Below are 25,179 nucleotides of genomic sequence, written 5' to 3'. Positions count from 1 at the left end.
TACCATATATGATATAAAATGTTTTTACTATGCAAACCGAACAAAAAAAGATTGGTGCCTTTATTACGGAACTACGTAAACAGCAAGGCATGACGCAGGCAGACCTCGCGCGTCAACTCAAAACAAGCCAAAGTGCCGTAGCGCGGATTGAACGGGGAGAACAAAACCTGAGTGTGGACACGCTTTCTCGGATTTCTCGCGCGCTCAACTATCAGATTGTGTCTCTTGGGACAGGTGCACTCAACTTTCAGATTGTGGGTGGCAAAAAGCTTAAAGGATCGGTGACCATGAGCACATCTAAGAATGCTGCCGTGGGTTTGCTGTGTGCGTCATTACTCAATAATGGTGTCACCACACTCAGGCATGTGCCTCGTATTGAGGAAGTCTATCGGCTTATTGAGGTGTTGGAGAGTATCGGCGTAAATGTAAAGTGGATAGAGGGGAATGATCTCAAAATTACACCGCCAAAAGAACTTAATCTTGCTGGGTTAGATGCAGAGGCGGGTGCGAAAACTAGGAGCATTATTATGTTCATGGGGCCGCTCATGCATTGGACAAAATCGTTCGATCTCCCGTATGCGGGTGGTTGTAAACTAGGAACGCGCAGCGTACACCCACATTTGGAGGGGTTAGAGAAACTCGGGCTGCGTGTGCAGGTCAAGGAAAGTGTGTATCACGTGGAGGTAAAACGCCCTAAACCGGCTGAGATTATTTTGTCGGAGGCGGGCGACACGGTAACGGAGAATGTGCTGATGGCGGCGGCAAAAATAGACGGTATAACCGTAATCAAATACGCGTCAGCAAACTACATGGTGCAGGATGTGTGCTTTTATTTGCAAAAACTCGGTGTCAAAATCGAAGGAATTGGAAGCTCTACGCTGACCATCCACGGAAAATCGGAGATCAATATGGACGTTACCTACGCGCCAAGCGAGGATCCTATTGAGGCTATGTCATTTTTAGCGGCGGCGATTGTTACGGATTCGTCTATCACGTTAAAACGCTGTCCCATTGATTTTCTTGAGCTGGAGTTGCTCTATCTTTCCAATATGGGATTTAAGTATGAGATCAAAAAGTCGTACCTTGCGGATAATGGCCAGACGCGATTGGTGGATATTCAAACGTTGCCCTCGGTTCTGACCGCGTTGACCGATAAGATCGCGCCGCGTCCATACCCGGGGATTAACATGGATAATCTTCCCTTCTTTGTTCTGATTGCATGTAAGGCAAAGGGACGTACACTCATCCACGACTGGCCGTATGAGAACCGCGCGATTTATTACACGGAGCTCACCAAAGTAGGAGGGAAGGTGACGTTGTTAGATATTCATCGTGCGCAGGTGGATGGTCCGGTCGCCTTTACGGCCGCTGACATTACTACGCCACCGGCGCTGCGTCCGGCGATGTTAATTCTTATTGCTATGTTGTCGGCAAAGGGAACATCGATGTTGCGAAACGTCTATTCCATTAACCGTGGATACGAGGATATCGCCGAAAAGTTCAGTAAGCTTGGTGCCAATATCAAAGTGGTTAGGCAGTTGTAGTGTTCGTTTTTTGCTGCGTTTTTAAAACACCCCTAGTGGGTGTTTTTGATTCCAGTTTTGCACAGATCATTAAGCGGGCAGGCGGCACAGTTTGGTGTGCGGCCGCACACATCACGACCAAGCAAAATTAAGTACTCGTTGAGATCAAGATAGTCTTTGGGGTCGGCAATGGCGTTGAGCTCTCGTTCAATTTTGGCGGTGTTCTCTGTTTTTGTCACCCATCCGATGCGTGGAGCAATGCGCTTTACATGTGTGTCGACGGCAACACCTACGTTTATCCCAAAGGCTTTTGCCATAATGAGATTTGCCGTCTTATTGGAGACGCCGGGGAGCTGCATGAGCGCATCATAATCCGCGGGAACGTTTCCTCCATGATCGCGAACAAGGATCGTGCCGATCCCTTTAAGATAACGTGCCTTAGAATTATAAAATCCCGTAGATCGAACAATCTGCTTGAGTTTCACAAGATCCGCCTGTGCGTAAGCCGCTGCTGTCTTATACCTTTTAAAGAGCACCCTTGTGACTTGGTTAACGCGCTTGTCGGTACATTGGGCAGACAGTACGGTTCCCATGATCAATTCCAATGGGTTAGACCAGTGCACAAAATCTGTTGGCGATTTTTTGTATCGCTTCCGTAGTCGCCGTAGAACTTCTTTGTAGGATTGTTGAGAGGCGATCATGCTTTTATCTTAGCAAGAAATGGACCGGGTACAAAGACTTACACAGGTGCAGCAATCGAATAGAGAAATCCATTTGGACGTATGTGTTCCTTACGAACTTGAAACAGAATGACGCCGTTATGGGTAGCGAGCTCGGCCGTGCTGTGGCCATGTGAACCAATATATTCACGACATTTAATAGGCGCCCAATTGTGGGAAGCACGCGGTGCAAAGGTGAAAGTAGCACTCTTTGCTTTACCCTGCGCGACGATTGTATATATTTGCTGCGAAGGTACGGTAACGGCTGCACCGTTGGGGATCACGCCGATTCCTTGTAGCATATTCAGAACGCCTTTGTAAGCTTTATCCTGTTGTAAGAGATTGGACCATTGTCCTGTTTCATAACAAATACCTATGCCACCTGATCGATCCACATAGGCATCCGTTGTTCCAAGCTCTTTACCCATGAAATGATTTGAATCAATGAGAATACGTTGCACTGGAGCGAACCGTGTTAGTGGGGAGTGTTTTTCAGGGTTTAGTCCAAAGCAGAGAAACGGCTCTGACGGAAGACTTGTCGCATGGAGATCTATAAGATAATCCGTTTTTGCAAGAAGTGGTGCGAGCTCCTGAGCTCTAAGGACATCTCTTGATCGCGGCTGCGGATCTAAAAGACGCTTTGCTGTAAAGACGCGATTCATGTTTGTGTTAGAATCGGGATCTGCAGAACGAGATCGTCGTTTGTACGCCTCCGGATTTCCAATTCCTAAGTTGACGGTGCCATAAAAAAGTTGTGAATCAAGATAGTTACGAAGGCGCTCAACAATTCGAACACCCCCTGGTTCATCGCCATGGGTCGCTCCAAGAATCGTCACCGTGGGACCAGGTGAACTGCCAGTGTGTGTTGTAATAGAAGAAATAGGCATAGAAGTAAGCTGCCTGGGGTTTCCCCCAGGCAGGGGCGTTAGATCGTCGTAATACCGACGAGTGAATGAATCCTTTCTACCCAATCAATGATCTCGTCTGGTGACTCTGTCATGCCGAAGATACGTACCTCTACAGTTCCGTAACTGGTGATGCGAACCAGGTCGTAACAGGAGGCGAGTTGCTCGACTCCAAGCGCACGCATGCGTGCATGCCAGCCTTCTGGAGATTCGTAATGTGGCGAGGTTCCGATTGTATTAGGCGCATTCGATCCCATGGTGAAGGCTAACACCTCACCGTACAGTCGCAGCCGCTCACCGTTGCTGTGGTCAGAGATGCGAGCAAGCTCCACGAGGGCATCGCAGAGCAGATCATGACGTTCCACGGCTTCATGGAGAGACCCACATCCAATGTGCACATGGACACCCGCTACTCGATAGGCAGCCATGAGAACATTCTCCGGGAGACGTTCTTGTAGATGTCTGTACTTCGGATGCGTAACTCGTACGACATCATGAGGAACGACTTCGGATGCCGCAAGCCTGCACCCGATTGATGCAGCTACGCGTGTTCCACGGTTCTGAGCACTAGCCAGGTCGGAGCGCAGTGTTGCGAGCCGTCGATGAGGCACAGTACGATCCTCTACCTGACACGCAGAGAGCTCTGGCGCCCAGCGATCTGGGTTGTGTCCGAGTGAACGTTGGAGATGATGCATGCAACGAAGAAATGAAGGTGAGAGGGGAACGGCACATTCATTCTGGTTGAGCGTAAATTCACGCTCAATGCCGACATGGTCGCGCCAGGCATGTTTGAACAAAGGGGTTAGATCCATGAGACACTCCTTGCGTGGGGCAAAAAACCCCCGCCCAAAGACAACAAGACGTTGTCTGAGGACGGGGGTTCTCCACCACCGCGGTACCACCTCAATTCCTTCTAAAAAAAGAAGGCTCTTTCATGTGCTCCGTAGATACACATTATCCCAAGGTTACGGGGGATGCCGGACACGCACAAAAGCACGCGTCATCTCATCGAGTCCAATTTCTTCTTATTCTATGATCCGGCTTCCACCATCCCGGATTCGCTTTGCAGGGAGTAATAAGAGTACTACTTCTCGAGTCATTGATTTTGTTGTTGTAAAAGGACTACCTATACGCTACAGACTGCACGTTTTTTTGTCAAACAGTATGCCCCGCCTCCCAGGATTGGGAAGCGGGGCATAGCAGGGGTTGTCAGACGGAGATCGTGGCGTAGAGCTCGTCGTCCTCGACGACGAGCTCGAGTGCCATCCCGGCATACCGCCGGGTGCTGCCCCACATGAGGCTCACCCGGCGGTGGGACCCCCGCAGGAGCCCCTCCAACGCCTGGGGGAGGGCTCTCGCGTGACGGCGCATTTGAACCGTCACACCGCGGATGTCCGCGGTGTCCACCGTGCCCGGGTGGGCGGACGGCTGTCCGGTCCATCGGATCCCCCAGAGGGGTCCGATGCGGGACAGCTCGACTCCGTCGCCGAAGTCGAGCTTCGACTCTGTCACCTCCAGGAGGAGGTGGAGGGCCTCCTTCCAGGGGAGGGTGGTGATTTCGCCAGCAACAGTCACGTTCACGTTCTGCATGGATCCTCCAAGATCCGGGGGTTTGGAAACTGCTGCCGTTATAACACGATTTTGGTGTTTTGTCAAGGTATTGCGCCCTATTTTTTTAAAAAAAATGCCAGTAAATACAACAAAAACACCACCTTTCGGTGGTGTTCATGATGGTCGGGCTAGCGGGGCTCGAACCCACGACCTCTTGGTCCCAAACCAAGCGCTCTAGCCTACTGAGCTACAGCCCGATCCGCGCATAACGAGCAAAGGCGCCAGGGCCTTTAACATCTCTATGACTCATCAGCGGAGGCATTATGCCACAAGCCCATTCCTTTGTCGAGCCCTAAAAGCTGTACCAATTAAAGTCGTCCGATCGGTCGTACATCATGCCGATTGGGTAGGAGTCAACAAGGTCTACGAGGCTAGGATTAAAGACACTAAACAGGCTATAAACGATCACATCGTCATCGATCCCATAGAAGGCTAGATCATTTTCTGAGATCTGTCGTTTTACGCCGTTTCTGATATGCCACACTACAAGATTCTGGTCCCGCACAATGCTGTCATCTGGGTGAACGTAGGAAAGATCTTCTCCCTTGGTGTAGCGCGGCCAATCCGTGGGAGCAATATCACGCACGCGCTTTGCCCAGTCTGGTCCGTAGTAATAAAGTGCCGTTGTCTCGTCGGGGATACGTCGCAAGACACCCCCTTGTTCTACGGCGTAGACGTCCGGTGTACTTTGAATTTTCACAAGCCATGTCCCTTGATGCATGGGCATTGCCGCCCCAAGGGGAATGCTTGCCATCTCACTTGCAGAGATTTCTTCTACATCGTCAAACCCAGGAAACCAAGAAAAGTAGATGGTCTCATTGGAGAAAGGTCGACGCTTTCCTTGTGAATCGATCGCGTAGACAGCGGTGTCATATTGCGTTGATGCGTTGTGATCATCTGTGAGTTTAACAAGACGAGGATAGCCGATTGGACGATCTAAGGGCTCTGGAGCAGGCTGTCCGGTAAGTGCGTCGTCTGTCGTGGAATCCACGGGTGTTACAGGCTCGCTGATTGGATCAACCACAGGATCTGATCCGGCAGTTTCGATCCATACGGCGTCAATGCCAAATAACGGATCATCTGGAGAGATGTGAATGCGATCAAATGTCACCCCATCTGGGTTTTGAATCGTCTCGATACCCGTTGGGGCCGTTCCTACAAAAATCACGATCGCCGAATGCTCAATACTCGCTCCATTCATAAAATTAACCGTCATGGAATAGAGGTCGTCGGAGGGGGCCGTGTATTGAAATGAGACGTCTCCAGTGGAGGTTTGAGGGAATCCTGGCTCCACCCAGGAGGTGGAGGAGGTAAATGTGGTAGAAGCCCCGTCTGGTGCTCCTGTAATCGAACTTGGGGCGTTGACCCCAGAACTGACGGCAACGTGGCTGTAGAGGCTCTCCGCGTGCCCTGGTGAGGGAAGAAGCAGGAGGGAGAAGGATAGGAGGGTGAGGAGGTGTTTCATATCTATCATTATTGCACTCTTGCCATGTTGGGGCAATACTGATACAGTAGCGCCGTTACAACGGGCGTGTAGCTCAGATGGTTAGAGCGCAGCACTGATAATGCTGAGGTCCCAAGTTCGATTCTTGGCACGCCCACCAATCACTTTCTTGTGTATAGAGATTGATCACGTATTTTACAGGATTTGTTTGCGCGTTCCATACGAGCGAAGTGCATTGAAGGCTATCATGGTACGGATGCAAGTTAGTCGTGCATATGTGAGCGAAGTGTGTTTGATGAGATCTTTTTAAAGCTATGAGGAGCAAAGTAATACGTACGAATATGTACGTTGTCGAGCACCGGAATGGCTGAAAAAAGAGATCGCGAACACACAAGCGGAACCAAAACGCCGGGGTAGCTCAGTGGTAGAGCAGTGGCCTGAAGAGCCACGTGTCGTCAGTTCAATTCTGACTCCCGGCACCACCAGATAAGTAAAAACCACCTTTATGAGGCGGTTTTTTGTTTGCCTATTCTCTCTGCTTTTGAAAGAGCGCGATCCAGTAATTGCGCTTATAGCGTTGATTGGCAACTACAGTGTACCCGGTTACTTGCTTAAGGGTAACAAGGGTGAGCCGAGGAAATGATTCAATAAGTTCCTTTTTTGTTAGAACACGTTCCGTAAGATTTAACCCTGGGAGAATATAGGTGCTTGGCTCTGGACCTGGATACTCTTTTATCAGCCGCTTGGCATTTGCATCACCCTCCATGGCAAACGTTCGTACAAAAAAATATCCGCCTGGTTTGAGTATACGTGTCACCTCATTGATGTAGGTAGAGCGCTGAGGCTGCATGAGGGCGTGCGAGCTTGTGACATCGAGAACAAGATCTATCGATGCGTCCTGAACAGGGTAGGGTTCACCAATATCACGAATAGAAAAGGTGGCCGTACCTGGATGATCTGTTTGATTCGCCGTTGCAATCTGGATAGCAGAAGGGGAGATGTCGTAACCGATCGCGGTTGCTCCCTTGTCCGCAAAAGCAAGTGCATGTCTGCCAGTGCCGGTACCTAAATCAAGGACGTGCGCATGGGCAAAATCAAACTTCAGTTTCTTGAGCTGTCGCAACAAAACGCGGACACAGGCAAGCGGTTCCAGATTCTCGTGAATTAGTTGATGTTGTCGATATTCGTGTTCCCAGGGGTGCATAGTCATTCTATCCTACGGTGTCTTATTGAGCGTGTCAAAGAAACAAAAACTCCTCATGCCTCAACATGGGGAGTTTATTTATTGTGTGCTACGTGATTGCAACGTCTACTTGCCGCGGTACTGCGCGGACTTTGATTTTAGTCTCGAGAGACTGATCTTGATGTACAAGACCTCGACCAACGTATAATTCCGTTGAAAGGAGGTGATCCATCCACAGCTTCCGCTACGGATGCCTTGTTACGACTTTACCCCAGTCACTGGTCCTACCTTCCGCCGCCAAAAGCGACGTTCGGGTATTACCAATTCCCGTGGTATGACGGGCGGTGAGTACAAGACCCGAGAACGTATTCACCGTGGCGCGCTGATCCACGATTACTAGCAATTCCGACTTCACGAGGGCGAGTTGCAGCCCTCGATCCGAACTGAGATAGGGTTTAAGGATTGGCTCCGCCTTGCGGCTTGGCTACCCATTGTCCCTACCATTGTATCATGTGTGTAGCCCTAGGTGTAAGGGTCATGCTGATTTGACGTCGTCCTCACCTTCCTCCTACTTGCGTAGGCAGTCTTCTGTGAAAAATATAACACAGAACGAGGGTTGCGCTCGTTACCCCACTTAAGGGTACACCTCACGGCACGAGCTGACGGCAACCATGCAACACCTGTATAGCACCCTCGAAGGCGACTCTGTTTCCAGAGCTTGCAGCTATATGTCAAACCTAGGTAAGGTTATCGCTTATCGTCGAATTAAACCACATGATCCACTGCTTGTGCGGGTCCCCGTCTATTCCTTTGAGTTTTAGTCTTGCGACCGTACTCCCCAGGCGGGATGCTTAACGCGTTAGCTTGGTTCAACGGCACTGGAAGGGTCGATACTTCCAATACCTAGCATCCATCGTTTACGGCGTGGACTACTGGGGTATCTAATCCCATTCGCTACCCACGCTTTCGTCCCTGATCGTCAGGTGTGTTCCAGTAAGCTGCCTTCGCATTTGGTGTTCTTGCTGATATTAACGCATTTTACCGCTACACCAGCAATTCCGCTTACCTCTCCCAACCTCTAGTTGTGCCGTATCACACGCGGCCTTGATGTTGAGCACCAAGATTTGACGTGTGACGCGCATAACCGACTGCGGACGCTTTACGCCCAATTACTCCGGATAACGCTCGAGGGCTCTGTATTACCGCTGCTGCTGGCACAGAGTTAGCACCCTCTTATTCCTAAGGTACCGTCACGAATTCGTCCCCTAGAAAAGCCATTTACACCCCAAAGGGCTTCATCTGGCACGCGGCGTCGCTCCATCACGCTTTCGCGCATTGTGGAAGATTCTCGACTGCAGCCTCCCGTAGGAGTCTGGGCAGTGTCTCAGTCCCAGTGTGGCGGGTCATGCTCTCACACCCGCTATAGATCGGAGCCTTGGTAGGCCATTACCCTACCAACTAGCTAATCTAACATAGGCCCCTCTCGAAGCACCTGAGTTTTACATAGGGAAATCCGTAGACTCTCTATGACCATCGAGTATTAGCCATCATTTCTAATGGTTGTTCTCGACTTCGAGGTAGGTTACCAGTGCGTTACTCACCCGTTTGCCACTCACTACCGAAGTAGTTCGTTCGACTTGCATGCCTTAGACACGCCGCCAGCGTTCATCCTGAGCCAGGATCAAACTCTCAGATAAACACTTACGAATGCTTAATAAATTAAACATTCAATAAATATCTGTCAGTTGCCTTCTCGGAGTAGAGAAGGACTTGAAATAGACGTTACAATCACGTAATGCACAATTGTGAAAGATTGAAGTCATGTGCGTCTTCCGAGACAAATCTCAGAAGTGCAGGATGAGCTCCAACTTTGCTTCCTTGTAATGATCCTTGACGATATTCAACTACCGTTGGCCAGGGGCCGAATGAGGTCGGTAGAGGAATCACTCCAATGCGACGGAATTGTAATACAGGCTGAAAATCTTGTCAAGGATTCTTAAAGGCGAGAGGAAGCGGGCTAGAGAGGTATTGGTAAGAGCGAGGTTGTGGATCAAAATATTCAATAAAAGCTGTTATAAAAAGAGTTCGGCCGGCGCCCGTGGGGCGTCGGCCGAAGAAGGGGTGAAGGATCCCTGCGGGGGCTGGAGCAGACGGGCGCCTAGCTCCCGCAGATGATCGTCGAGACGAGGGACGGGCACTGCCCGTCGATCGGCAAGTTGGCCAACATGGCCGACTCCTTTCTGAGCCGAAGCTCGTTGTACAAAAACAAGCATACAGAATGGCAAACGAGATTGTCAAGAAAAAACGCAACAAAAACAAGACCCGCACGTTTGCGTGCAGGTCTTGTAGCGGTTGCATGACTAGATGGTTAGATCATCAACGGTTGAAGTGTCGATATCATCATCCATTCCAGCCTCGTCTTCTTGAACCTCGGGTTCCATCTCGTCGCGTCGGCGATGTGTGGATCCTTCCGGCTCAATGATTTTGAGGGTCACACGGGCGTTGTTCTTGGCTCCCACAATTCGGAGAAGCGTTCGAATGGAACGCGCGGTTTGACCACTGCGTCCAATCACATACCCCATGTCTTCTGGGTTTGTGTGAAGTGTAATAAGCACCCCACGTTCATCCACGGTACGCTCTGTGCGTACGTCATCTGGATGATTGACGATGGCTTTCACCACGTCCTCGACAAACTGCTGATCTTGCTCAGCCATAGCGTTTCGTTACGTCTAATAAGAATCTCCCTGACGTCTGTCAGTGCAAGCATGATAGTATAGAGAGGAATTACACGTCAACTCACGTTATGAAACAGCAGCAATTTGATCCAAACGAATCCTACGAGGCGTTTAGAGAACGTGTGTTTGGGCCGGCCTACATGGTGTGGCATGAGGGTGGACCAGATGTGGAGCAGATTCGGGCTATAAAAGATCCACAGGAGCGACTTCACACGGCAAAAATGCTCACACGTGGAATTGTTGAGGAAAAAGACGTGGATGCGATTCCGGCGTGGGCAGTGTTTGATGCACAAAAAGGAGTAGAGGTCATAAAACCGCTTGTTGCTCACGGAGAGAAAGGTGGATTTATCGCGGCACTTGCGCAATTTCTTTTTCAATATGATTTAGAGGCGACGGAGAAGGAAAAGACCCTGTATCATGATTTGATCATAGGGATGGTTACAGAAGATCGAGGAATTCACGCTCTGGATACGATTATTGCGGCGCGCAAGCTGCCGATTGACCAAGAGATTGTGGATGCGTTGCTGGACCGTGTGGCTCATGCACCCGGGTATTTAACACGCTATCATGCCGCAAATTCGCTGTTAGAGCTTGGAAACATTGAGCCCAGGGGGATTGCTGATCACAAGGATATTTTTTCCCTGATTGTTCCTCGGCTCGACGTAAAACAGCACGAGCTCAAACCCAACGATGCGGACTGGAAGCGTCATAAACAGGCTGCAGATCTACTAAAAGCACTGCTACAGGTATGAAAATACAAATTCTCACATTGTTTCCTGAGATGGTTCAGCCCTATTTGGACGGGTCGATTTTGGGGCGCGCACAGCGGATAGGGATCAAGCTTGAGGCTGTGCAATTACGTGATTTTGCAGAGGGGAAACACGCGCAGGTGGATGACACGCCCTATGGTGGGGGCGCGGGAATGGTTATGAAAGTGGAGCCAATGTATGCAGCACTCAAAAAGCTCAAACCGTTTTTAAAGCGAAAGAGCACGTATGTGATTATGACTTCGGCGGCAGGGAAGATGTTCACGCAGAAGGATGCCCAGCGTCTAGCCAAAGAGTATGATCATCTTATTTTTGTGTGTGGCAGGTACGAGGGGGTGGATCAGCGGGTGGAAGATCAACTCGTGGATGAGTCATTTTCTGTGGGAAATTATGTGTTGACCGGTGGTGAGCTGCCGGCGCTCACGATGACGGATGCGATCGTGCGCAATATTCCGGGTGTATTGGGCAATGATGATACGCTCACAGATGAATCACACAATGAAGAAGGCGTGTTGGAATACCCACAATATACAAAGCCGGAGGAGTTTAAGGGCTGGCGCGTTCCGGACGTGTTGCTGTCGGGGAATCATGCGGAGATTGCCAAATGGCGAGAGGAACATCGGAAAACAGGGGAGACATAGACCCTCGCCATATAGCAATCTTCGAGAGTTCCCTCCGCGTGTCCCCACGAGTACGCCGGTAAGACCTTGGCATAAACGAAGCTCTTCTGTAGAGCGAAGCCGTGTAGCCAATTGAAGATTCTGTATGAATCGCCACGATCGGCACACACCTGCAGCGACGCGGAGTGTTGACGTGGGTCTTACGGCGCACACAGTGCAGACACAATGCTTTTTGCCTCCTTTTTGGCGAAACAAAAAGGAGGGGGGAAGAATAAATATAGTTATACAAAAACGAGCTCGGATGAGCTCGTTTTGGGTTATTCTGTAACGGGTTCTGCGGGAGCCTCTTCTTCTGGCACCTTTGAAGCAACCTCTGCAGGTACTTCTTCCACAGGTGCTGTCTCTGCAGCTGCCTTTGCCTCTTCTGCAGCAGCTTTCTCAGCCTCAGCCGCCGCCTTCTTGGCTTCTGCTTCTGCCTTCTTTGCCTCTTCTGCGGCTGCAAGGGCCTCCATCTTCTCTGTGTTCTTAGCATCCAATGCACCCTGTCGCTTTTTGCTGATGGTGATGGATTTTACCTTTTCGCCCTTGATTACGTTCAAGCGAATGAGTAAGTTGCGAACGGAGTTGGTTGGTTGTGCACCGACACTTACCCAGTACTGGATACGATCCTCTTTAAGAACCGCTTCTTTGGTACGAGGGTTATAGTGTCCGACGATCTCGTTATGCTTTCCCCATGGGTCACGAGTTTTTTCGGTTACCACCACGCGGTACTGTGGGGCTTTCTTCTTTCCTGTGCGTTGAAAACGGATAGACAACATGTAATTGATAGATAGGAATAGATACAAACAGGTAGATAATGACCAACGAGATATTCCAGATTAACTGGCGTTGGACCATCTGCCTTCACGACGGATCGCGAGAGTGGTGTGAGAATACGAGAAATACAAGAAAATGTCAAGCATGAGCTTGTAAGAGCGTGTTTATCGTCTTTGTTTTCTTAAACACCGCTCAAAAAAGACTGATCGGCGCACCCTGAGAGGGCCGCCGATCAGAGGAAGAAGTGTTGTGCTCAGATGCCGGGATCGAGCAGGTCGCAGGCGCGACCCCAGCCGAAGACGATCTGGAGGCTGATGGGGCTGATGGGAGCGTACACGATAGGCAGGCCCTTTCGTAACCTGGTTTCGAACACGGAGGGAGAAGGCCTCAAGTGTAGGAAAAACCTAAAAAACTGTCAAGAAAAAAACCACCCGACTAACGCCGGGCGGTTCCTTGTTGCTCAATTTCCTCTAGTTTGACCGATATCAGTTGCGAGATGCCGTCACTTTGCATGGTGACACCGTAAAGGGCGTCGGCGGCATGCATGGTAGCTCGGTTGTGCGTAATAAGTACAAACTGTGTCTTTCCGGCGAGCTCTTCTACAATCTCTGCGAATCTCACCGTGTTTGCCTCGTCCAACGCCGCGTCCACCTCGTCCAACACCACAAACGGTGACGGATTAGTGGCCATAATGGCACTAATGAGCGCAATGGATGTGAGCGCTCGCTCGCCACCGGACAAGAGATTGATACTCTTGAGCTTTTTCCCGGGAGGCGTGGCCTGAATCTCAATTCCCACAACGCGCTCGCCTTCCTGCTTACTCATTGGAGGAGCCGCATCTTCTGCGTCCTCCGCTGTAACGGAATTTGTCTCATCTGCCGACGTCTGCGCGAGATCTTTAGCTTTTATCTCCACAAGTGCACATGTCCCCCCGCGAAACAGGATCTTAAAGTAATGCTCAAAGTGCTTCTGAATCTCCTTAAACGTTTTATTGGATTGGCTTGTAATCTGCGCATCTAATTCTTTGACGATTTTCTCCGTGTCGTTGAGTGCCTGTACGAGATCCGCAATCTGCGTGTCCAAGAAGTCATGTCGCTCCTTAGCCTCCTCAAACTCGGCAACCGTCTCCTCGTCAATCCCGCCAATAAGATCTAATTTGTGTCGCAGTTGTTGAATGACTGGGTAGAGTGCATCCGCATTAGCCTGTTCTTTAGAAGCTTTTGCCTCGGCCATACGTTCACCTAGTACCTGACGCATGTCTCGTTCCAAGTCCTCAGCGCGTGTCTCTATCCGTGCAAGTGTGACACGGTGTTCATTGAGGCGTGATTCGAGGGCATGCAGTTTTTCCTGTGCCTCTAGCATTCTGTGTTGTAGAGCAAACAGCTCTTTTTTCTCCGATTTTGAGGCCGATGCAAGGTCTGTCATGGCCTGTTTGAGCGTTGTGAGCTCAATCACGATCTTGGCATCTTCGGTCTTAAAACGCTCCAGTTGTTTGAGAATTTCTGGGTCTGGTGTGTGCTCGACAGGTGCGGGTTTTTGCAAACGATTCAGTAATCCACTCGACGACGCCTCGGCATGGTCTAGATCTTGCTCGGTGAGCGTTCCGTCCTTTAATTTTGCCTTGAGGTTACCTATGCTACTTGCAACCGCGGCAATTCCCTCAATAATCTTGGTGAGGGGAAGCGGTGTCCAGCTTGTGGTAGAAGCCGCCCTTGCCAACTCGAGAGATTTTTCACGCTCGAACCGTTCCTCGCGCACATGGTTGCGTTGCTCCTGAAGAACCTCGTATCGCCGTTGGAGCTCGGAGAGTTCTTCTAATCCCTGCTCGGGAGCGTTCTCTTGTTTTTCTGCAAGCTCGAGTGCCTTAAACTGTTGGCGTTCGTGTTCAAAAACCGCTTGCTGCTCTTTTACCTGTGCCTCGTGAGTTGCAAACACAGCGAGCTCTGCTTGCATCTTGGATTGCAACTGATTCCAGAGGGATCCATAGTAGGCAAGTTGCTTGAGGCTGAGCTCACGCTCCACTTCTTCTCGCTCGCTGAGTCGACTAACCAACCGTTTAAGTGTTCGCAAACGTGGTGCCAGCTCCTCTAATAGGAGCTCCGCCTGGCCCAGATTATCGCGTGTTCGATTCAACTTCAGTACCGCCTTATGACGCTTGAGTTGGAGTGGTTTAACGCCGGTCGCATCGTCAAAAAATGCCTTTCGTTCCTCGTAAGATGCGGCGAGAATGTGATCGATTTGTCCTTGGTTAATAATGGCGTAACTTTTTTGTCCAACGTTTGCCTGAGCCAAAAGCATGTGTACGTCCGAGAGGCGAGAGGATTGGTTGTTAATGTAATATTGAGATTCTCCGTCGCGGTACAGTCGTCTGCTAATAGAAAGCTCAGATGCATCGACCCCCTCTACCGTGTCCGCCTCACCAAAAAGCACCGTAACCTCTGCAAACCCAGAGCGACCTTTTCCGTTAGAACCAGAAAAAATCACATCGTGCGCCGCTTTGCCTCGCAATGTCTTCATGCTTTGTTCTCCCAAAACCCACCGAAGGGCATCGGCAACGTTACTTTTGCCAGACCCGTTTGGTCCAACGACAGCTGTGACGCCTCGTCGATCGTGCGTTGGTTGAATGAACTGGATGGTTGTTTTCTTTGCAAAGGTTTTGAATCCCTGCAAGGTAAGCTCTTTCAAATACATGGCCAGATTATAGCAGATTGTGGGCGGTCGTGAGAAAGGGGTGGGATACGATTCCATAGAATGACCCATGGGACGAGCTTTATAAACCCTAAACGAGAAAACGTATTCAAGGTGCTAGGCTCACGATCGTAGATGGTAGATTGCAAAGATTTGTTCTCTGAACGCGAAGGATTCTGGCAAACGTTGTGACGAGGGTTTTGTGATCGGGGGGCTCCGCAACCAAATAAGAATGTATCATCAGGTAATGTAGGAGCGAAGGGTTGTGTTTACAAAAAGGGACAATCGGATAGAGACGTACAAGGCTTACTCCTGGCTAGCTGTCTTCTGAGTGCGAAGGCACGAAGACGTGTCTCTACTTCCGAGTCACTTTTTTAAGCATAACCCGAGCGACCCTTGACGGACACCTCAAATCAACGTATGCTGCACGGCTTATGACCATGATTGAGACATTTGAGCGAGCCAAGCGATTGATCGACCCAGCCGATCATGTTTTATTGTTGACTGACGAGCGCTCTGACGGTGATACGTTTGGGTCCAGCTTGGCATTCGCGGAGTATTTACGGGGGCAAAACAAGCGCGTAACGCACGTGGCAGGGTCTGCGATTCCAATCTCTTTACGATTTTTGCCAGGAATAGAACAAGCTACAGAAGACCGATCTGTGATCCAGAATCCAACGATTGATCTTGTAATTGTTTTCGACTCCTCACGCGAATCGTATGTGAAGGATATCCTTTCGCTGCTCCATCGGTCTGTCTCTCTCATTTTGTTTGACCATCATGCAAGTAACTCCCTGTTTGGTGAGGTGAATGTGGTACATTCGGACGTCTCGTCTACATGTGAAGTAGTTTTCGAATATTTGCGTCACCACAACATACCGTTATCGCGTGACATGGCAAAATGTTTAATGACGGGTATCCTCACAGATACGGGGATGTTCTCCAACCCCGTAACAAATTCCGATGCGATTGATCGTGCGAGCGCTTTGCTCATACAGGGAGGAAACATTAAGACAGTGATCGACAACATTGTGCGTCAGATGGGCGTTGAGCAATTACAGCTTTGGGGCATTTTGTTAAGCCGACTTGTGTATCATAGGGAATTTGATACAGCGATACTTTGGGTCAAACAAGAAGATTACGATCTTACCGGCACCGGATCGGAAATCATTGGAGAACTCCATGATTACCTGCAGGCAACGCTCCATGTAAAGGTGATTTTTTTCCTGAAGGAACTCTCAGATGGGATGGTAAAAGTGAGTATGCGATCTATCAATAATGATGTTTCGCGCATTGCGAAGCAGTTTACGGGCGGAGGGGGTCACCCCGGTGCGTGCGGATTCAGTGTAAAGGGTGTGATCAAGATTGTTGACGACTGTGTTTGTGTGGTTTAATTTTGTTAAAATCGTTCACGCGTTACGTGAAGATCTGCTATAATCTGCACACGACCTTTTACTGTTCAACATCTATATTCATATGAGTTATTTGATCCCAACCGTGATAGAGAAAACCGCCAATGGAGAGCGGGCGTATGATATTTACTCACGCTTGTTAAAAGATCGCATTATTTTCTTGGGCGGTCCGATTGATGACGCGGTGGCTAATACGATTATTGCGCAGTTACTCTTTTTAGCCAGCGAAGATAAGGCAAAGGATATTCAACTCTACATTAACTCGCCGGGTGGAAGTGTCACAGCGGGTCTGGCTATTTATGACACGATGAATTACATTAAACCGGATGTTTCTACGATTTGCGTGGGAATGGCGGCGAGTATGGGGGCGTTTTTGCTCTCGTCGGGGGAGCCGGGAAAGCGATTTTGTCTGCCAAGCTCAGAAATTATGATTCATCAGGTGCTCGGTGGAACACAAGGGCAGGCGACGGACATCAAGATTCATGCGGAGCGGATTCTTAAGATGAAGGATGATCTCAATAAAATCTTGGCAAAAAACACCGGTCAACCACTCAAGAAGGTTACAGATGACACAGAACGTGACAACTTTATGACCTCGGAGGAGGCAAAGAAGTACGGTCTCATTGACAAGATTATCAAATAAAGCAAACGCCCTGCCGGAGATCCGGTGGGGTGTTTTTGTTTGGATTACGAGCAAAATGTATGTATTTCCTTATAAATTATCCACAGGTGTGTTAAAATGCTTCCTGCAATGATTCGAGGAGCCTCGCTGACTTGACAGGATGGCCTTCGCGTGATACCTTTCCCAGTCGCTAGCGGCGACCTGTGATTTTCCTCTCGTCGCCAGCGTGCACGACAAGCATGGAGTTTACTCGCAGGATGACTCAGGCTCCGGCTCGACTCTTCCTTGTATTGTAAGCTTCTTGTACGCTGGCGACGGGTGGAAATTTTTTACACGTTTGATACAACGTTGAGACAAAAAAAACACGCACCAAGAGATGCGCGTTTTTATTTTTTATTCTACGGCGATCGGTTCTTCTACCGGAGCGTCGATAATCGGAGTCTCAGGTGCAGGCTCGACAGACTCTGGAATCAGATTACCGTCTGGATCAAGCCTATCTGCCGCCACACCTACAAGACATGATGCGGGTAGGGCACGGTAATGACTCTCATACACGGTTTTCTCCACGGTTCCATCTGGTCGCTCCACAAAATAGTTGAACGTGGTGTTGGCGCCGGGATGTGCCGACTGACAACGTTTAACGCCAGGTGCCAAGCTTGTGGTATAGGTGGTGACAGCGGGTCCTGCCGAACTCCAGTTGAGAACAACAGGAGGCGAGTAGTAACCCTTACGTCCGTCGTTGGTTCCCCAGAATGTAAAGTAGAGTTTGCTTGTGGCCATGTCCATTTCGGTATTAAGGAGGATGTAATGACCTGTGTCGTTAATGAATTTAAAGTCAGGAGCGGGGTCGTAGAGCGTCGCGTCTGTTCCTGGGTTGCCGTTGGTGAGGTCGTTGTAATAGCTGACGACAAGCGAATGGTTGCGACGCGAGGTAATGGTAAGCCCGGAATTCATGACAGCGCGGAAAGCGGTAGACCCAATCTGACACAACCCTCCGGCAACCTCTGGAATAATCTCATCACCTTTAATGACGAGCTCAGGCAAGTAACCGTCTGCAATCGTGAATGGTCGCAAGTGCTCCAGGAGCGAAGTCTCCTCACCAGGTGCAATGAGCATTCCATTTAATTTACTCATGCCGTGCTTAATATTGGCAATACGATTGGCGGGACTGTTGTGAAAATCGGAAACACCCACGCCTATAATCTCACTAATGCCGAGATCGTTCACTTCATTGGTGGTAATGTCGGCTTCTGTGCGTTCTACAGAAATAGCGATTGGTTCGTTGGAAGGAACGACAGAACTAATTGGCGTAAATGTACTTAGTCGGTCTATAAGTGCAAGTCGAACGGCATCCGTATTTACGGCGCGTCCTTCGATGCTTGGCGTAAACTCCTGCACACGATCATTTTCCATCACGAATCGTGCGTTGCGCGCATCGATGTTGATGTCCTGCGTCATGGTTTCAAACAGTGGTAGCGAGTCAGGAACCGAGAGCGCTATGCGATCATCTGCTGTGCGTTCAAGTTGGAGTGTATCCGCAAGGTCGACAGCCTCGAGGCTATAAGAAAACGACTCGAATCGACTTGGTTCGTAGATAAAATCAAATGGCGCGGCCTCCAAAACGGCCATAACCTGATCCACACGCGCACTCGCTTGTTCGGTAGTAATCTGGGGGTCCTCATCGACGAGAGCAATGCGTACCTCTGAATTATTGAGCTGCGTCATCATGGAAGTAAACGCATGAATCGCGTCGTCCACATTGAAAGCGCGACCAGAATGACCCTCTACAACCTGCACATCCCACACGTCATCGACATGGGTAATTGTAAAGGTAGGTTCCTGTGCGGGGTTGTAATAATCCTCAAACGTTTTTAACAGATTTGATTCAATGGCCTCGCGATTTGTCTCCACATGGATTGGCATAGAGGGACGAACGAGCCCCAAAAACGCCATGTCCCAGGCACGCACAAATAAATTCCGTGTGCGTCCCTTGTTGAAGGCGTCTTGAACAGATAGGGCGACATCTAAGGTTACGAGATCCTGCGTAAGATCTGGGTCGGAAGGAGAAAGAATCTGCAAAGGAATGGTGCGCGTTTCTCCGTTGATGGTGATGGATGCTCCTTCCTGAATGAGCGCGTCGACGCGTGTATTGACGGCTGTGAGCCCTGACTCATAGGAGAGACCACCGAGCGGTACGGTTGCAACAATACTTCCTGGAAAAAAACGATCGTTATACGCGTAGGCATAACTCACGCCGGCAATAACAATAACCGAAACAATCAACAGACTACCAAGAACACTGATAGCAGCGAGGCGTTGTGTCTTATTCTCCTTGAGGTTGATCTTCATGTGTTGGGTTGAGAACGGTGTTGAGGAGAGACTTGGCAATCTCATTGCGTTCTTCTTCTAAGCCGGCTTTTGTAAAGGGAACGAGGTAAAGGGTGTCACCGAGGGAAATCTCTTGAAATTCGGATTTTGGCCAGGTAAGGGAGACATCGTCTAGGGTGAGCTCCATGGTTGAATCGGTGAGATTGGTAACAATGGCGGGGCGTGCGTGCGACAACATATTAACGTTCGGTTACAGGTATAGATGCTCCTCCTTTGTGCTCCTTGGGTAAGGTGATCGTTAGGATTCCGTCTTTGAGTTCTGCCTGTGCGTCTCCTGGCTTGATGTGAGAAGGGAGGACAACGGTGCGGGAAAAGGCTCCCCAAAAACACTCTTCGTAATGCATAGTGGCCGTGTTTGTGCGTGCGTCGCGTTGGCGGGTTCCTCGGATGGTGACCATGTCCGCATTTACAAAGAGGTCCAAATCACTTGCAGAAACACCGGCAATGGCGGATTGGATAATGATTTGATCCTCTGTCTCAAAAATATCAACAGAAAGCTGACCTTCTACAACGTCTGCCCAATCCTGCTCTTTTGTGCCAATGTGTAAATCCATAGGTACAGTATATAGGAATTATGGCGGGGATTCTAACTTCTCTGTGGATGATTGACAGAAGGAGAAAATGAGAATAGTATCTGCGAGCTCGAAATGAGAGCACGGAGATGAGTCATGCAGTCGCAGGGACAGGGCGAGGGACAGCAGGGAGACGGTCAGAATAGCGAGGCGTCGCCGAATCGCGCTGGTGTGACGATGGGACGAGGTCCCAGAGTCTCGAACGGCGATGAGATCGACGGGCTTCTCGGGGCGGATCCGCATGCTTGGCGTGCGGCTGTTGGAGTGACGAGGGACGTGCAAGCGCGGGCGGACTGCATGCGCTGAGGGCCAACAACAACGTGGAAGGCCGCGGGATTCTCACCTTGAGTCCCGCGGTCACGTTTTTTAGCTGATAGAATCAACAGAACTTAGAACTCACAACAAAGTATGAAAACCCCAGAACGCGTGTACAGAAAATTAATTCTTGTCTGCCTCAATGACAGACCTGACGGCCGTGCGTGTTGCATGCAACGAGGGGCAGAGGAGGTGTATGACGCACTTAAATTAGGATTTGCAGAGGCGGCGTTTGATATTCGTGTAAGTCGCACCGGGTGCTTGGGGCAATGTAGCACGGGCGTCACCGTGGTCGTGATGCCAGACAATGTGTGGTTGGGAGACGTGCGTGTAGAGGACGTGCCAGAACTCGTGCGGTTATATTCGGGGGAGGCGCCGAGTCTTGACACGATGATGGATTTTTAAAACCTTCATCATGAGTAGATGGCAGGTGTTGACATATACCTGTTTTTTTGTTTGTATGGTGGATGAGCACCGGATTCTCCGGAACGCTTGCTGGCATGTAGTGCCCAAGGAGGAGCCATGAAATCATCTTTACCACCGCCGGACGACTGTTCGCCGGAAGCGGTTGCGGCGCTTCATGCGCGCGTTCGGGAACTGCAGACTCAGCTCTTGGATGAGCGACGGATGTCGCGAACCGACTACCTCACGGGGTTAATGAACCTCCGTGGAATGGAAGAGACCTTGTTGCGTATGGCGGCGACGTGCATGCGAGAGCGAAAACCTTTGAGCGTGATCTTTTTAGACCTCCAAGGGTTCAAGCAGATCAATGACACGTACGGTCAGCCCACGGGAGACCATGTGTTGCGGCACGTGGGGAAGGTTCTGGGCGCCGTCTACACGGGCGACACGGACTCTTTGTCCGTTCTGCGCCCATTGGATGCGGCGGCGCGCGTGGGTGGAGATGAGTTCGTGGTCTTATTACCAGGTGCGGATTTTGAAGTGACACGGAGGGTTGCGCAGCGTCTGGAGTTTGTGCTGGGTGAGAAGGAATTCGTCGCGCTCAATACGCCGTTTTGGGGTTTGGGTATCCACAGGGGGATTGGCACGATCATCTCCCGAGAGGATCTCAAAAATCCCATAGCCTCGCTCTACCAGCCGGTGGCGGCGGCGATGAGCGCGAACAAGCGAATCAAGAAGAGCCAACAGTGAACAACGGATCGGCGTACCCAAGAACGGGGTGCGTCGATCTCACTTTTTTTAAAAAATTGACGCATCTGCGAGGCCAGTAACGGAAGGTTACATGGACGCGGATGCGTATTAGAATCGAACGGAAGTGAGCGATACGGTCTCGCCATTGGCCACGGTTACCGTGACGGTCTGCGTCTGGACCTGTTGATCCAAACAGGCGCCGCAGTGAAACACGAGCGTGTGTTTACCCGCGGAGACCATGAATCCGTGAACAGGAGTCACGCCAACGGACTGTCCATCGACATCTACACGCGACCATGGTCGGCTGTTGAGAACCAGTGTTCCTGTACCTGTTTCCACGGGCGCGGGGCTCGGTTGTTGCCGAGTGGCTCGCGGGGACGTGGACGCCGGGCCTGGTTCTACCGCCAAGTTGGGAAGAACCCCTAAACCTGGCAAAGTCGACGAGGCGACGTGCGACGCTTGAGGTGATGCAGTAAGCTCAACTGGCTCTCGTGGCCAGATGAGAGCGATCGCTACCAGCACAGGAACGCCGATTGCCAAGCCACCGACCCATACCCTGTGTGACGGTTGCACCGGAGCCGGGACCGTGACATGCACGGTAGGCTCGGGGGCTGCCACGGGCGCCAGTTGTACAGCCGGACTTGCAAGCTTGGGCGTCTGTTGTTGACGTGTGGGTCCCGGAGTGGGAGTTGGGGAAGGGGATGGTTGATGGCTGTCTTGCGGTGCCATTCCCTTGATCCATTCCACCAGCGTGGGCCCGTCCAACTCAGCTCTTGCTTGCTTGAGCGCTGTTTGCATGTCCTGTGCGCTTGCGAATCGATCGCCGACGTTGGCACGAACACACTTCCTCAGGATCGTCTGGATGGCGGGAGAGTGCACGTTGAATCGATTCTGCACAATGGGTTGCTCGCACTGGAGAACCCGATTCAGGATCTCGAGAAGAGTTCCTACTGCCAGCAACACCTCACCCGATAGGAGTTCGTGCAGGATGATTCCGAGTGCAAATAGGTCACTGCGTCCGTCCAAAGACTCACCTCGCACCTGCTCCGGTGACATGTAGACAGGGGTTCCCTTGGTGACATCGGCGTTGGTGGTCTTGTAGAGACTGGTGTCCGACTTGGCGATACCAAAGTCGAGCAGCTTGACCTCTCCTGCCCGGCTCACGATGATGTTGGCTGGCTTGATGTCGCGGTGCACCAGGTGCATGGGGGTGTCGTGCTTGTCCGCAAGACCGTGCACATAGGCGAGACCCTTACAGACCTCTACCAGAAGTTCCAATGCAATGGTTACGGGGAGCGGGGTGCTCGTCTTGCCGTTTGGCTTGAGGAGCTGATCCAGCGTCCATCCATCTACCAGCTCCATGGCCAGGTAGTACTGACCTTCTACGCGATCGAACCCGTAGATCTCCACCACGTTGGGGTGCTTGAGCTGACCACCTAGCCGCGCCTCGTTGATGAGGGCCTTCACAAAACGGTCGTCTTCCGTGACGCGCTGGTCGATCACTTTGAGCGCAACAGACTTCTCAAACCCTTGTGCCCCGCGCTGAATCGCGAGATAGACCTTGGCCATGCCTCCTTCGCCCAGGAGGCGTTGGAGCTGAAACGGTCCAAACGTATCGCCCAGGTTGGTCACGTTACCTCCCTTTACCGGCGTACCGGTATAGATGACTATTGGTGCGTTAAAATGACGCTCCTCCACGCCGAATATAGCAATCAGGGTGGATTCGTCAATGGATACGCGGAATAGGATTGACAGACCCTGTGGAATGTCGTATATTCTCCGCGCTCTGGCATTGCATTTGCCTGTAAGAGGAGCAATACCATGGCCCCATCGTCTAGCGGTTAGGACGTCAGGTTTTCATCCTGGAAATCCGGGTTCGATTCCCGGTGGGGTCACCAAAAAAGCCACCAGTATATCTGGGGGCTTTTTTGTACCGCAGGGACGGGCTCAAGTGTGGTTTTAATACAACAAACAATCTCACTACCCAAAGAGCGACGCCAGACGCTCTTTCAGCGGTCATTACCCTGTAATGACAAGCTGCATCGTGGTTTTAATAAATATAAATGGGTCTTTGGCGTCCTCTGGCATCTCGATGCGTTGAGAAGATATCTAATAAATCTGAACCTCGTCGTTAGGAGCGTTAGTGATTTGATAAAAAAGTGCTAAGATTAAGAGCATGCCGACCAGAAATCAACATGTCGTAGCGCAGATGCATCTTCGCCACTGGGCTGACGAAAACGATCAGGTATTTGCTTATTTGATCCCTGAGAAGAAATCACTCATCACCTCACCAAGAAATATCTGTGCCCAGAGAGATTACTATGAGATGAATGCACCTGTGGACCTTCCTTTTACGATAGATGAAATGCTAGCAGACGATATTGAGGGTCCCGCAGCCGCACCGCTCGCAAAGCTAGCAACATTAGATGTTTCGGATATATCGGCTGATGAACGTGAAAGCCTTTGCTATTACTTTGGTTTCCAGGCTGTACGCACGCCTGTCAGTCATGAACAGATGAATAAACTCGCCCTAAAAGATCATCGCGATCGCGCTTTGAGCATATTGAGTGACAAGAAAAAATTTAGAGAGTTTGAAATCGACTGGAAAGCAGAGAATCCAGGCAAGGGATTACCGAGTCGAGAGGAGTTATTGAATACACTTGATCCATCTAGTGGTATCACATGGAAAGTTGAAGGTAATGATCATAATCTCAAATTAATGGCTATGATTGGTCCACTCATGAAGGGTGAATACAGCAAACGACGATGGACATTACTTGTGGCGCCGAGTGGGAGACAGTTTATTTGTAGTGACAATCCTTTAGTTACAACTACTGGCTATACTACTTGCGGTCCGATAACAGAGACCGTCATACCAATAGGTCCACGATCTACTCTACTAATGGAAAAGAGTTATCAATTTGATGGCATTTCAGTCGCGATCGTAGACCATCGTATCGTTAGAGAAGTAAATAAACGAGTGGCCTTTCATGCGGGTCGTTTTGTAGTTACCGCTAACCAAAGACTCCTTAACAGAGTCTTAAAAACTCGCGAGGAAAATTCGAAGGTCATCGAAGAAATAAAGACAAGGAATCTAGGCGAAATAATTAAGAGCTCGAACCTTAGATCAATTGGTCAAATGCTTAGCCGTTAGGTCCAGCAAGGAACCCTTTCACATCCCCGTTTTCCCAGATCGGACACCGTTCACCCCTTCGTCCCTCTGTACTAATTTTCGTCAAAGTCAGCGTCATGGTCGTACTGTGATGTTCGGAGTCATCAGAAAATACTACTTCTGCTAGTAGGTCTACGCGTCCGGCGAGGTTTGAAATTCTTGGTCGTATAGGTCGCTTTGGCCGATCTGTGCTTTTCACCTCTACCCGATACCACTTGTCGTTTTCCTTGTCATGCACGGCGCAGTCTGTCGCCTATTTACCTGCCCCGAAGACTTCGTAGCCTTCGCGTGCAAAACAATAGCGGACATAATTTTCCGCTGCATCTCCCAACCAATCGTGGGAGCCATTTTGTTTGTAGGTTGTCATAGCGCTTTGGTAGGATTTATTCGAGCGGACAGCACAAAACCCGCTGCCAGCTCGTGGGATTACTCCCAACGCATGCCTTTCGACATACGACCTACCAAAGCTCGCTGACAACGGGGTCAGTGCTTTGGTAGATTTTTATGCCATGCTGTGACTTTCGTAACAGTTTAG

The 25,179-nt window shown here is 50.3% G+C and carries 22 protein-coding genes, 4 tRNA genes and 1 rRNA gene; 12 read left to right on the top strand and 15 right to left on the bottom strand.

What is annotated here, in order from left to right; genetic code table 11:
* Positions 1-29: 29 nt before the first annotated feature.
* Positions 30-1,544, top strand: coding sequence for a UDP-N-acetylglucosamine 1-carboxyvinyltransferase (locus COV06_01935; protein ID PIR47732.1), 1,515 nt, complete (start codon positions 30-32; stop codon positions 1,542-1,544).
* 32 nt (positions 1,545-1,576) lie between these two features.
* On the opposite strand, the gene COV06_01930 is transcribed toward COV06_01935, so the two are convergent.
* The 6 genes from COV06_01930 to COV06_01905 all read right to left on the bottom strand — a co-directional run bounded on the left by COV06_01930 (position 1,577) and on the right by COV06_01905 (position 6,223).
* Complete coding sequence (locus COV06_01930) at positions 1,577-2,224, bottom strand: endonuclease III (protein ID PIR47731.1); 648 nt, start codon at positions 2,222-2,224, stop codon at positions 1,577-1,579.
* A gap of 38 nt (positions 2,225-2,262) precedes the next feature.
* The gene (locus tag COV06_01925) at positions 2,263-3,129 is read right to left on the bottom strand and encodes a hypothetical protein (GenBank protein PIR47730.1); all 867 of its coding nucleotides are present in this window, start codon (positions 3,127-3,129) and stop codon (positions 2,263-2,265) included.
* Positions 3,130-3,167: 38 nt separating this feature from the next.
* The gene (locus tag COV06_01920; protein ID PIR47729.1) at positions 3,168-3,959 is read right to left on the bottom strand and encodes a hypothetical protein; all 792 of its coding nucleotides are present in this window, start codon (positions 3,957-3,959) and stop codon (positions 3,168-3,170) included.
* A gap of 397 nt (positions 3,960-4,356) precedes the next feature.
* Positions 4,357-4,737: a hypothetical protein gene (locus COV06_01915; protein PIR47728.1), complete on the bottom strand. Its 381-nt coding sequence runs from the start codon at positions 4,735-4,737 to the stop codon at positions 4,357-4,359.
* Between the two features lie 141 nt (positions 4,738-4,878).
* Positions 4,879-4,955 (bottom strand) — tRNA-Pro (locus COV06_01910).
* A 95-nt stretch (positions 4,956-5,050) separates the two neighbouring features.
* On the bottom strand, positions 5,051-6,223 hold the full coding sequence (locus COV06_01905) for a hypothetical protein (protein ID PIR47727.1): 1,173 nt from the start codon (positions 6,221-6,223) through the stop codon (positions 5,051-5,053).
* Positions 6,224-6,285: 62 nt separating this feature from the next.
* Here COV06_01905 and COV06_01900 point away from each other — a divergent pair.
* Together COV06_01900 and COV06_01895 are read left to right on the top strand one after the other, a co-directional pair.
* Positions 6,286-6,362 (top strand) — tRNA-Ile (locus tag COV06_01900).
* 247 nt (positions 6,363-6,609) lie between these two features.
* Positions 6,610-6,684: transfer RNA gene (locus tag COV06_01895), tRNA-Phe, on the top strand.
* Between the two features lie 44 nt (positions 6,685-6,728).
* Here the strand turns inward: COV06_01895 and COV06_01890 are convergent.
* The 3 genes from COV06_01890 to COV06_01880 all read right to left on the bottom strand — a co-directional run bounded on the left by COV06_01890 (position 6,729) and on the right by COV06_01880 (position 10,099).
* Complete coding sequence (locus COV06_01890) at positions 6,729-7,412, bottom strand: hypothetical protein (protein ID PIR47726.1); 684 nt, start codon at positions 7,410-7,412, stop codon at positions 6,729-6,731.
* 188 nt (positions 7,413-7,600) lie between these two features.
* A 16S ribosomal RNA gene (locus tag COV06_01885) occupies positions 7,601-9,076 on the bottom strand.
* 669 nt (positions 9,077-9,745) lie between these two features.
* Complete coding sequence (locus COV06_01880) at positions 9,746-10,099, bottom strand: RNA-binding protein (protein ID PIR47725.1); 354 nt, start codon at positions 10,097-10,099, stop codon at positions 9,746-9,748.
* A gap of 89 nt (positions 10,100-10,188) precedes the next feature.
* Between COV06_01880 and COV06_01875 the strand changes: the two genes are divergently transcribed.
* Entirely contained in the window at positions 10,189-10,872 is a 684-nt protein-coding gene (locus tag COV06_01875; GenBank protein ID PIR47724.1) for a hypothetical protein, read from the top strand.
* A complete protein-coding gene (locus tag COV06_01870; protein PIR47723.1) occupies positions 10,869-11,528 on the top strand; it encodes a tRNA (guanosine(37)-N1)-methyltransferase TrmD in 660 nt (219 codons plus the stop codon). The genes COV06_01875 and COV06_01870 overlap by 4 nt, the downstream gene beginning before the upstream one ends.
* Before the next feature lie 296 nt (positions 11,529-11,824).
* Here the strand turns inward: COV06_01870 and COV06_01865 are convergent, their stop codons facing one another.
* Both COV06_01865 and COV06_01860 read right to left on the bottom strand, forming a co-directional pair.
* A complete protein-coding gene (locus COV06_01865) occupies positions 11,825-12,325 on the bottom strand; it encodes a 30S ribosomal protein S16 (protein ID PIR47722.1) in 501 nt (166 codons plus the stop codon).
* 433 nt (positions 12,326-12,758) lie between these two features.
* Complete coding sequence (locus tag COV06_01860) at positions 12,759-15,083, bottom strand: hypothetical protein (protein ID PIR47721.1); 2,325 nt, start codon at positions 15,081-15,083, stop codon at positions 12,759-12,761.
* 362 nt (positions 15,084-15,445) lie between these two features.
* On the opposite strand from COV06_01860, the gene COV06_01855 reads away from it, so the two are divergent.
* Positions 15,446-16,405 carry a hypothetical protein gene (locus COV06_01855; GenBank protein PIR47720.1) on the top strand — a complete coding sequence of 320 codons (960 nt, stop codon included), beginning with the start codon at positions 15,446-15,448 and terminating at the stop codon, positions 16,403-16,405.
* Between the two features lie 82 nt (positions 16,406-16,487).
* A complete protein-coding gene (gene clpP, locus COV06_01850) occupies positions 16,488-17,066 on the top strand; it encodes an ATP-dependent Clp endopeptidase, proteolytic subunit ClpP (protein PIR47719.1) in 579 nt (192 codons plus the stop codon).
* Between the two features lie 372 nt (positions 17,067-17,438).
* Here clpP and COV06_01845 read toward each other — a convergent pair whose 3' ends face one another.
* From COV06_01845 to COV06_01835, 3 genes are read right to left on the bottom strand one after another with little or no spacing between them, the layout of a single operon-like run.
* Positions 17,439-19,439: a hypothetical protein gene (locus COV06_01845; protein PIR47718.1), complete on the bottom strand. Its 2,001-nt coding sequence runs from the start codon at positions 19,437-19,439 to the stop codon at positions 17,439-17,441.
* On the bottom strand, positions 19,369-19,611 hold the full coding sequence (locus COV06_01840; protein PIR47717.1) for a hypothetical protein: 243 nt from the start codon (positions 19,609-19,611) through the stop codon (positions 19,369-19,371). The genes COV06_01845 and COV06_01840 overlap by 71 nt, the downstream gene beginning before the upstream one ends.
* A gap of 1 nt (position 19,612) precedes the next feature.
* On the bottom strand, positions 19,613-19,987 hold the full coding sequence (locus COV06_01835; protein ID PIR47716.1) for a heat-shock protein Hsp20: 375 nt from the start codon (positions 19,985-19,987) through the stop codon (positions 19,613-19,615).
* A gap of 114 nt (positions 19,988-20,101) precedes the next feature.
* Between COV06_01835 and COV06_01830 the strand changes: the two genes are divergently transcribed.
* From COV06_01830 to COV06_01820, 3 genes are all read left to right on the top strand, one after another.
* Complete coding sequence (locus tag COV06_01830; GenBank protein PIR47715.1) at positions 20,102-20,311, top strand: hypothetical protein; 210 nt, start codon at positions 20,102-20,104, stop codon at positions 20,309-20,311.
* A gap of 180 nt (positions 20,312-20,491) precedes the next feature.
* Entirely contained in the window at positions 20,492-20,725 is a 234-nt protein-coding gene (locus tag COV06_01825) for a hypothetical protein (protein PIR47714.1), read from the top strand.
* A gap of 117 nt (positions 20,726-20,842) precedes the next feature.
* On the top strand, positions 20,843-21,472 hold the full coding sequence (locus COV06_01820; protein PIR47713.1) for a hypothetical protein: 630 nt from the start codon (positions 20,843-20,845) through the stop codon (positions 21,470-21,472).
* 108 nt (positions 21,473-21,580) lie between these two features.
* Here COV06_01820 and COV06_01815 read toward each other — a convergent pair whose 3' ends face one another.
* Entirely contained in the window at positions 21,581-23,170 is a 1,590-nt protein-coding gene (locus COV06_01815) for a hypothetical protein (protein PIR47712.1), read from the bottom strand.
* Between the two features lie 125 nt (positions 23,171-23,295).
* Between COV06_01815 and COV06_01810 the strand changes: the two genes are divergently transcribed.
* Positions 23,296-23,370 (top strand) — tRNA-Glu (locus COV06_01810).
* Between the two features lie 278 nt (positions 23,371-23,648).
* Positions 23,649-24,626, top strand: coding sequence for a hypothetical protein (locus COV06_01805; GenBank protein ID PIR47711.1), 978 nt, complete (start codon positions 23,649-23,651; stop codon positions 24,624-24,626).
* Positions 24,627-25,179: the final 553 nt, after the last annotated feature.

This window comes from Candidatus Uhrbacteria bacterium CG10_big_fil_rev_8_21_14_0_10_50_16 (assembly GCA_002774875.1).
Taxonomy (GTDB): domain Bacteria; phylum Patescibacteriota; class Patescibacteriia; order UBA9934; family UBA11717; genus UBA11717.
Note: the sequence above shows the minus strand (reverse complement) of the source record. Positions and strands in the feature narration are given on the sequence as shown.

What these genes read in the sequence shown, in the direction of transcription:
- COV06_01835 (PIR47716.1), bottom strand. Translation starts at nt 19,987, where the DNA reads ATGGATTTACACATTGGCACAAAAGAGCAGGATTGGGCAGACGTTGTA.
- COV06_01805 (PIR47711.1), top strand. Translation starts at nt 23,649, where the DNA reads ATGCCGACCAGAAATCAACATGTCGTAGCGCAGATGCATCTTCGCCAC.
- COV06_01870 (PIR47723.1), top strand. Translation starts at nt 10,869, where the DNA reads ATGAAAATACAAATTCTCACATTGTTTCCTGAGATGGTTCAGCCCTAT.
- COV06_01845 (PIR47718.1), bottom strand. Translation starts at nt 19,439, where the DNA reads ATGAGATTGCCAAGTCTCTCCTCAACACCGTTCTCAACCCAACACATG.
- COV06_01820 (PIR47713.1), top strand. Translation starts at nt 20,843, where the DNA reads ATGAAATCATCTTTACCACCGCCGGACGACTGTTCGCCGGAAGCGGTT.
- COV06_01825 (PIR47714.1), top strand. Translation starts at nt 20,492, where the DNA reads ATGCAACGAGGGGCAGAGGAGGTGTATGACGCACTTAAATTAGGATTT.
- COV06_01880 (PIR47725.1), bottom strand. Translation starts at nt 10,099, where the DNA reads ATGGCTGAGCAAGATCAGCAGTTTGTCGAGGACGTGGTGAAAGCCATC.
- clpP (PIR47719.1), top strand. Translation starts at nt 16,488, where the DNA reads ATGAGTTATTTGATCCCAACCGTGATAGAGAAAACCGCCAATGGAGAG.
- COV06_01925 (PIR47730.1), bottom strand. Translation starts at nt 3,129, where the DNA reads ATGCCTATTTCTTCTATTACAACACACACTGGCAGTTCACCTGGTCCC.
- COV06_01855 (PIR47720.1), top strand. Translation starts at nt 15,446, where the DNA reads ATGACCATGATTGAGACATTTGAGCGAGCCAAGCGATTGATCGACCCA.
- COV06_01860 (PIR47721.1), bottom strand. Translation starts at nt 15,083, where the DNA reads ATGGGTCATTCTATGGAATCGTATCCCACCCCTTTCTCACGACCGCCC.
- COV06_01890 (PIR47726.1), bottom strand. Translation starts at nt 7,412, where the DNA reads ATGACTATGCACCCCTGGGAACACGAATATCGACAACATCAACTAATT.
- COV06_01875 (PIR47724.1), top strand. Translation starts at nt 10,189, where the DNA reads ATGAAACAGCAGCAATTTGATCCAAACGAATCCTACGAGGCGTTTAGA.
- COV06_01840 (PIR47717.1), bottom strand. Translation starts at nt 19,611, where the DNA reads ATGTTGTCGCACGCACGCCCCGCCATTGTTACCAATCTCACCGATTCA.
- COV06_01915 (PIR47728.1), bottom strand. Translation starts at nt 4,737, where the DNA reads ATGCAGAACGTGAACGTGACTGTTGCTGGCGAAATCACCACCCTCCCC.
- COV06_01905 (PIR47727.1), bottom strand. Translation starts at nt 6,223, where the DNA reads ATGAAACACCTCCTCACCCTCCTATCCTTCTCCCTCCTGCTTCTTCCC.
- COV06_01865 (PIR47722.1), bottom strand. Translation starts at nt 12,325, where the DNA reads ATGTTGTCTATCCGTTTTCAACGCACAGGAAAGAAGAAAGCCCCACAG.
- COV06_01830 (PIR47715.1), top strand. Translation starts at nt 20,102, where the DNA reads ATGCAGTCGCAGGGACAGGGCGAGGGACAGCAGGGAGACGGTCAGAAT.
- COV06_01930 (PIR47731.1), bottom strand. Translation starts at nt 2,224, where the DNA reads ATGATCGCCTCTCAACAATCCTACAAAGAAGTTCTACGGCGACTACGG.
- COV06_01920 (PIR47729.1), bottom strand. Translation starts at nt 3,959, where the DNA reads ATGGATCTAACCCCTTTGTTCAAACATGCCTGGCGCGACCATGTCGGC.
- COV06_01935 (PIR47732.1), top strand. Translation starts at nt 30, where the DNA reads ATGCAAACCGAACAAAAAAAGATTGGTGCCTTTATTACGGAACTACGT.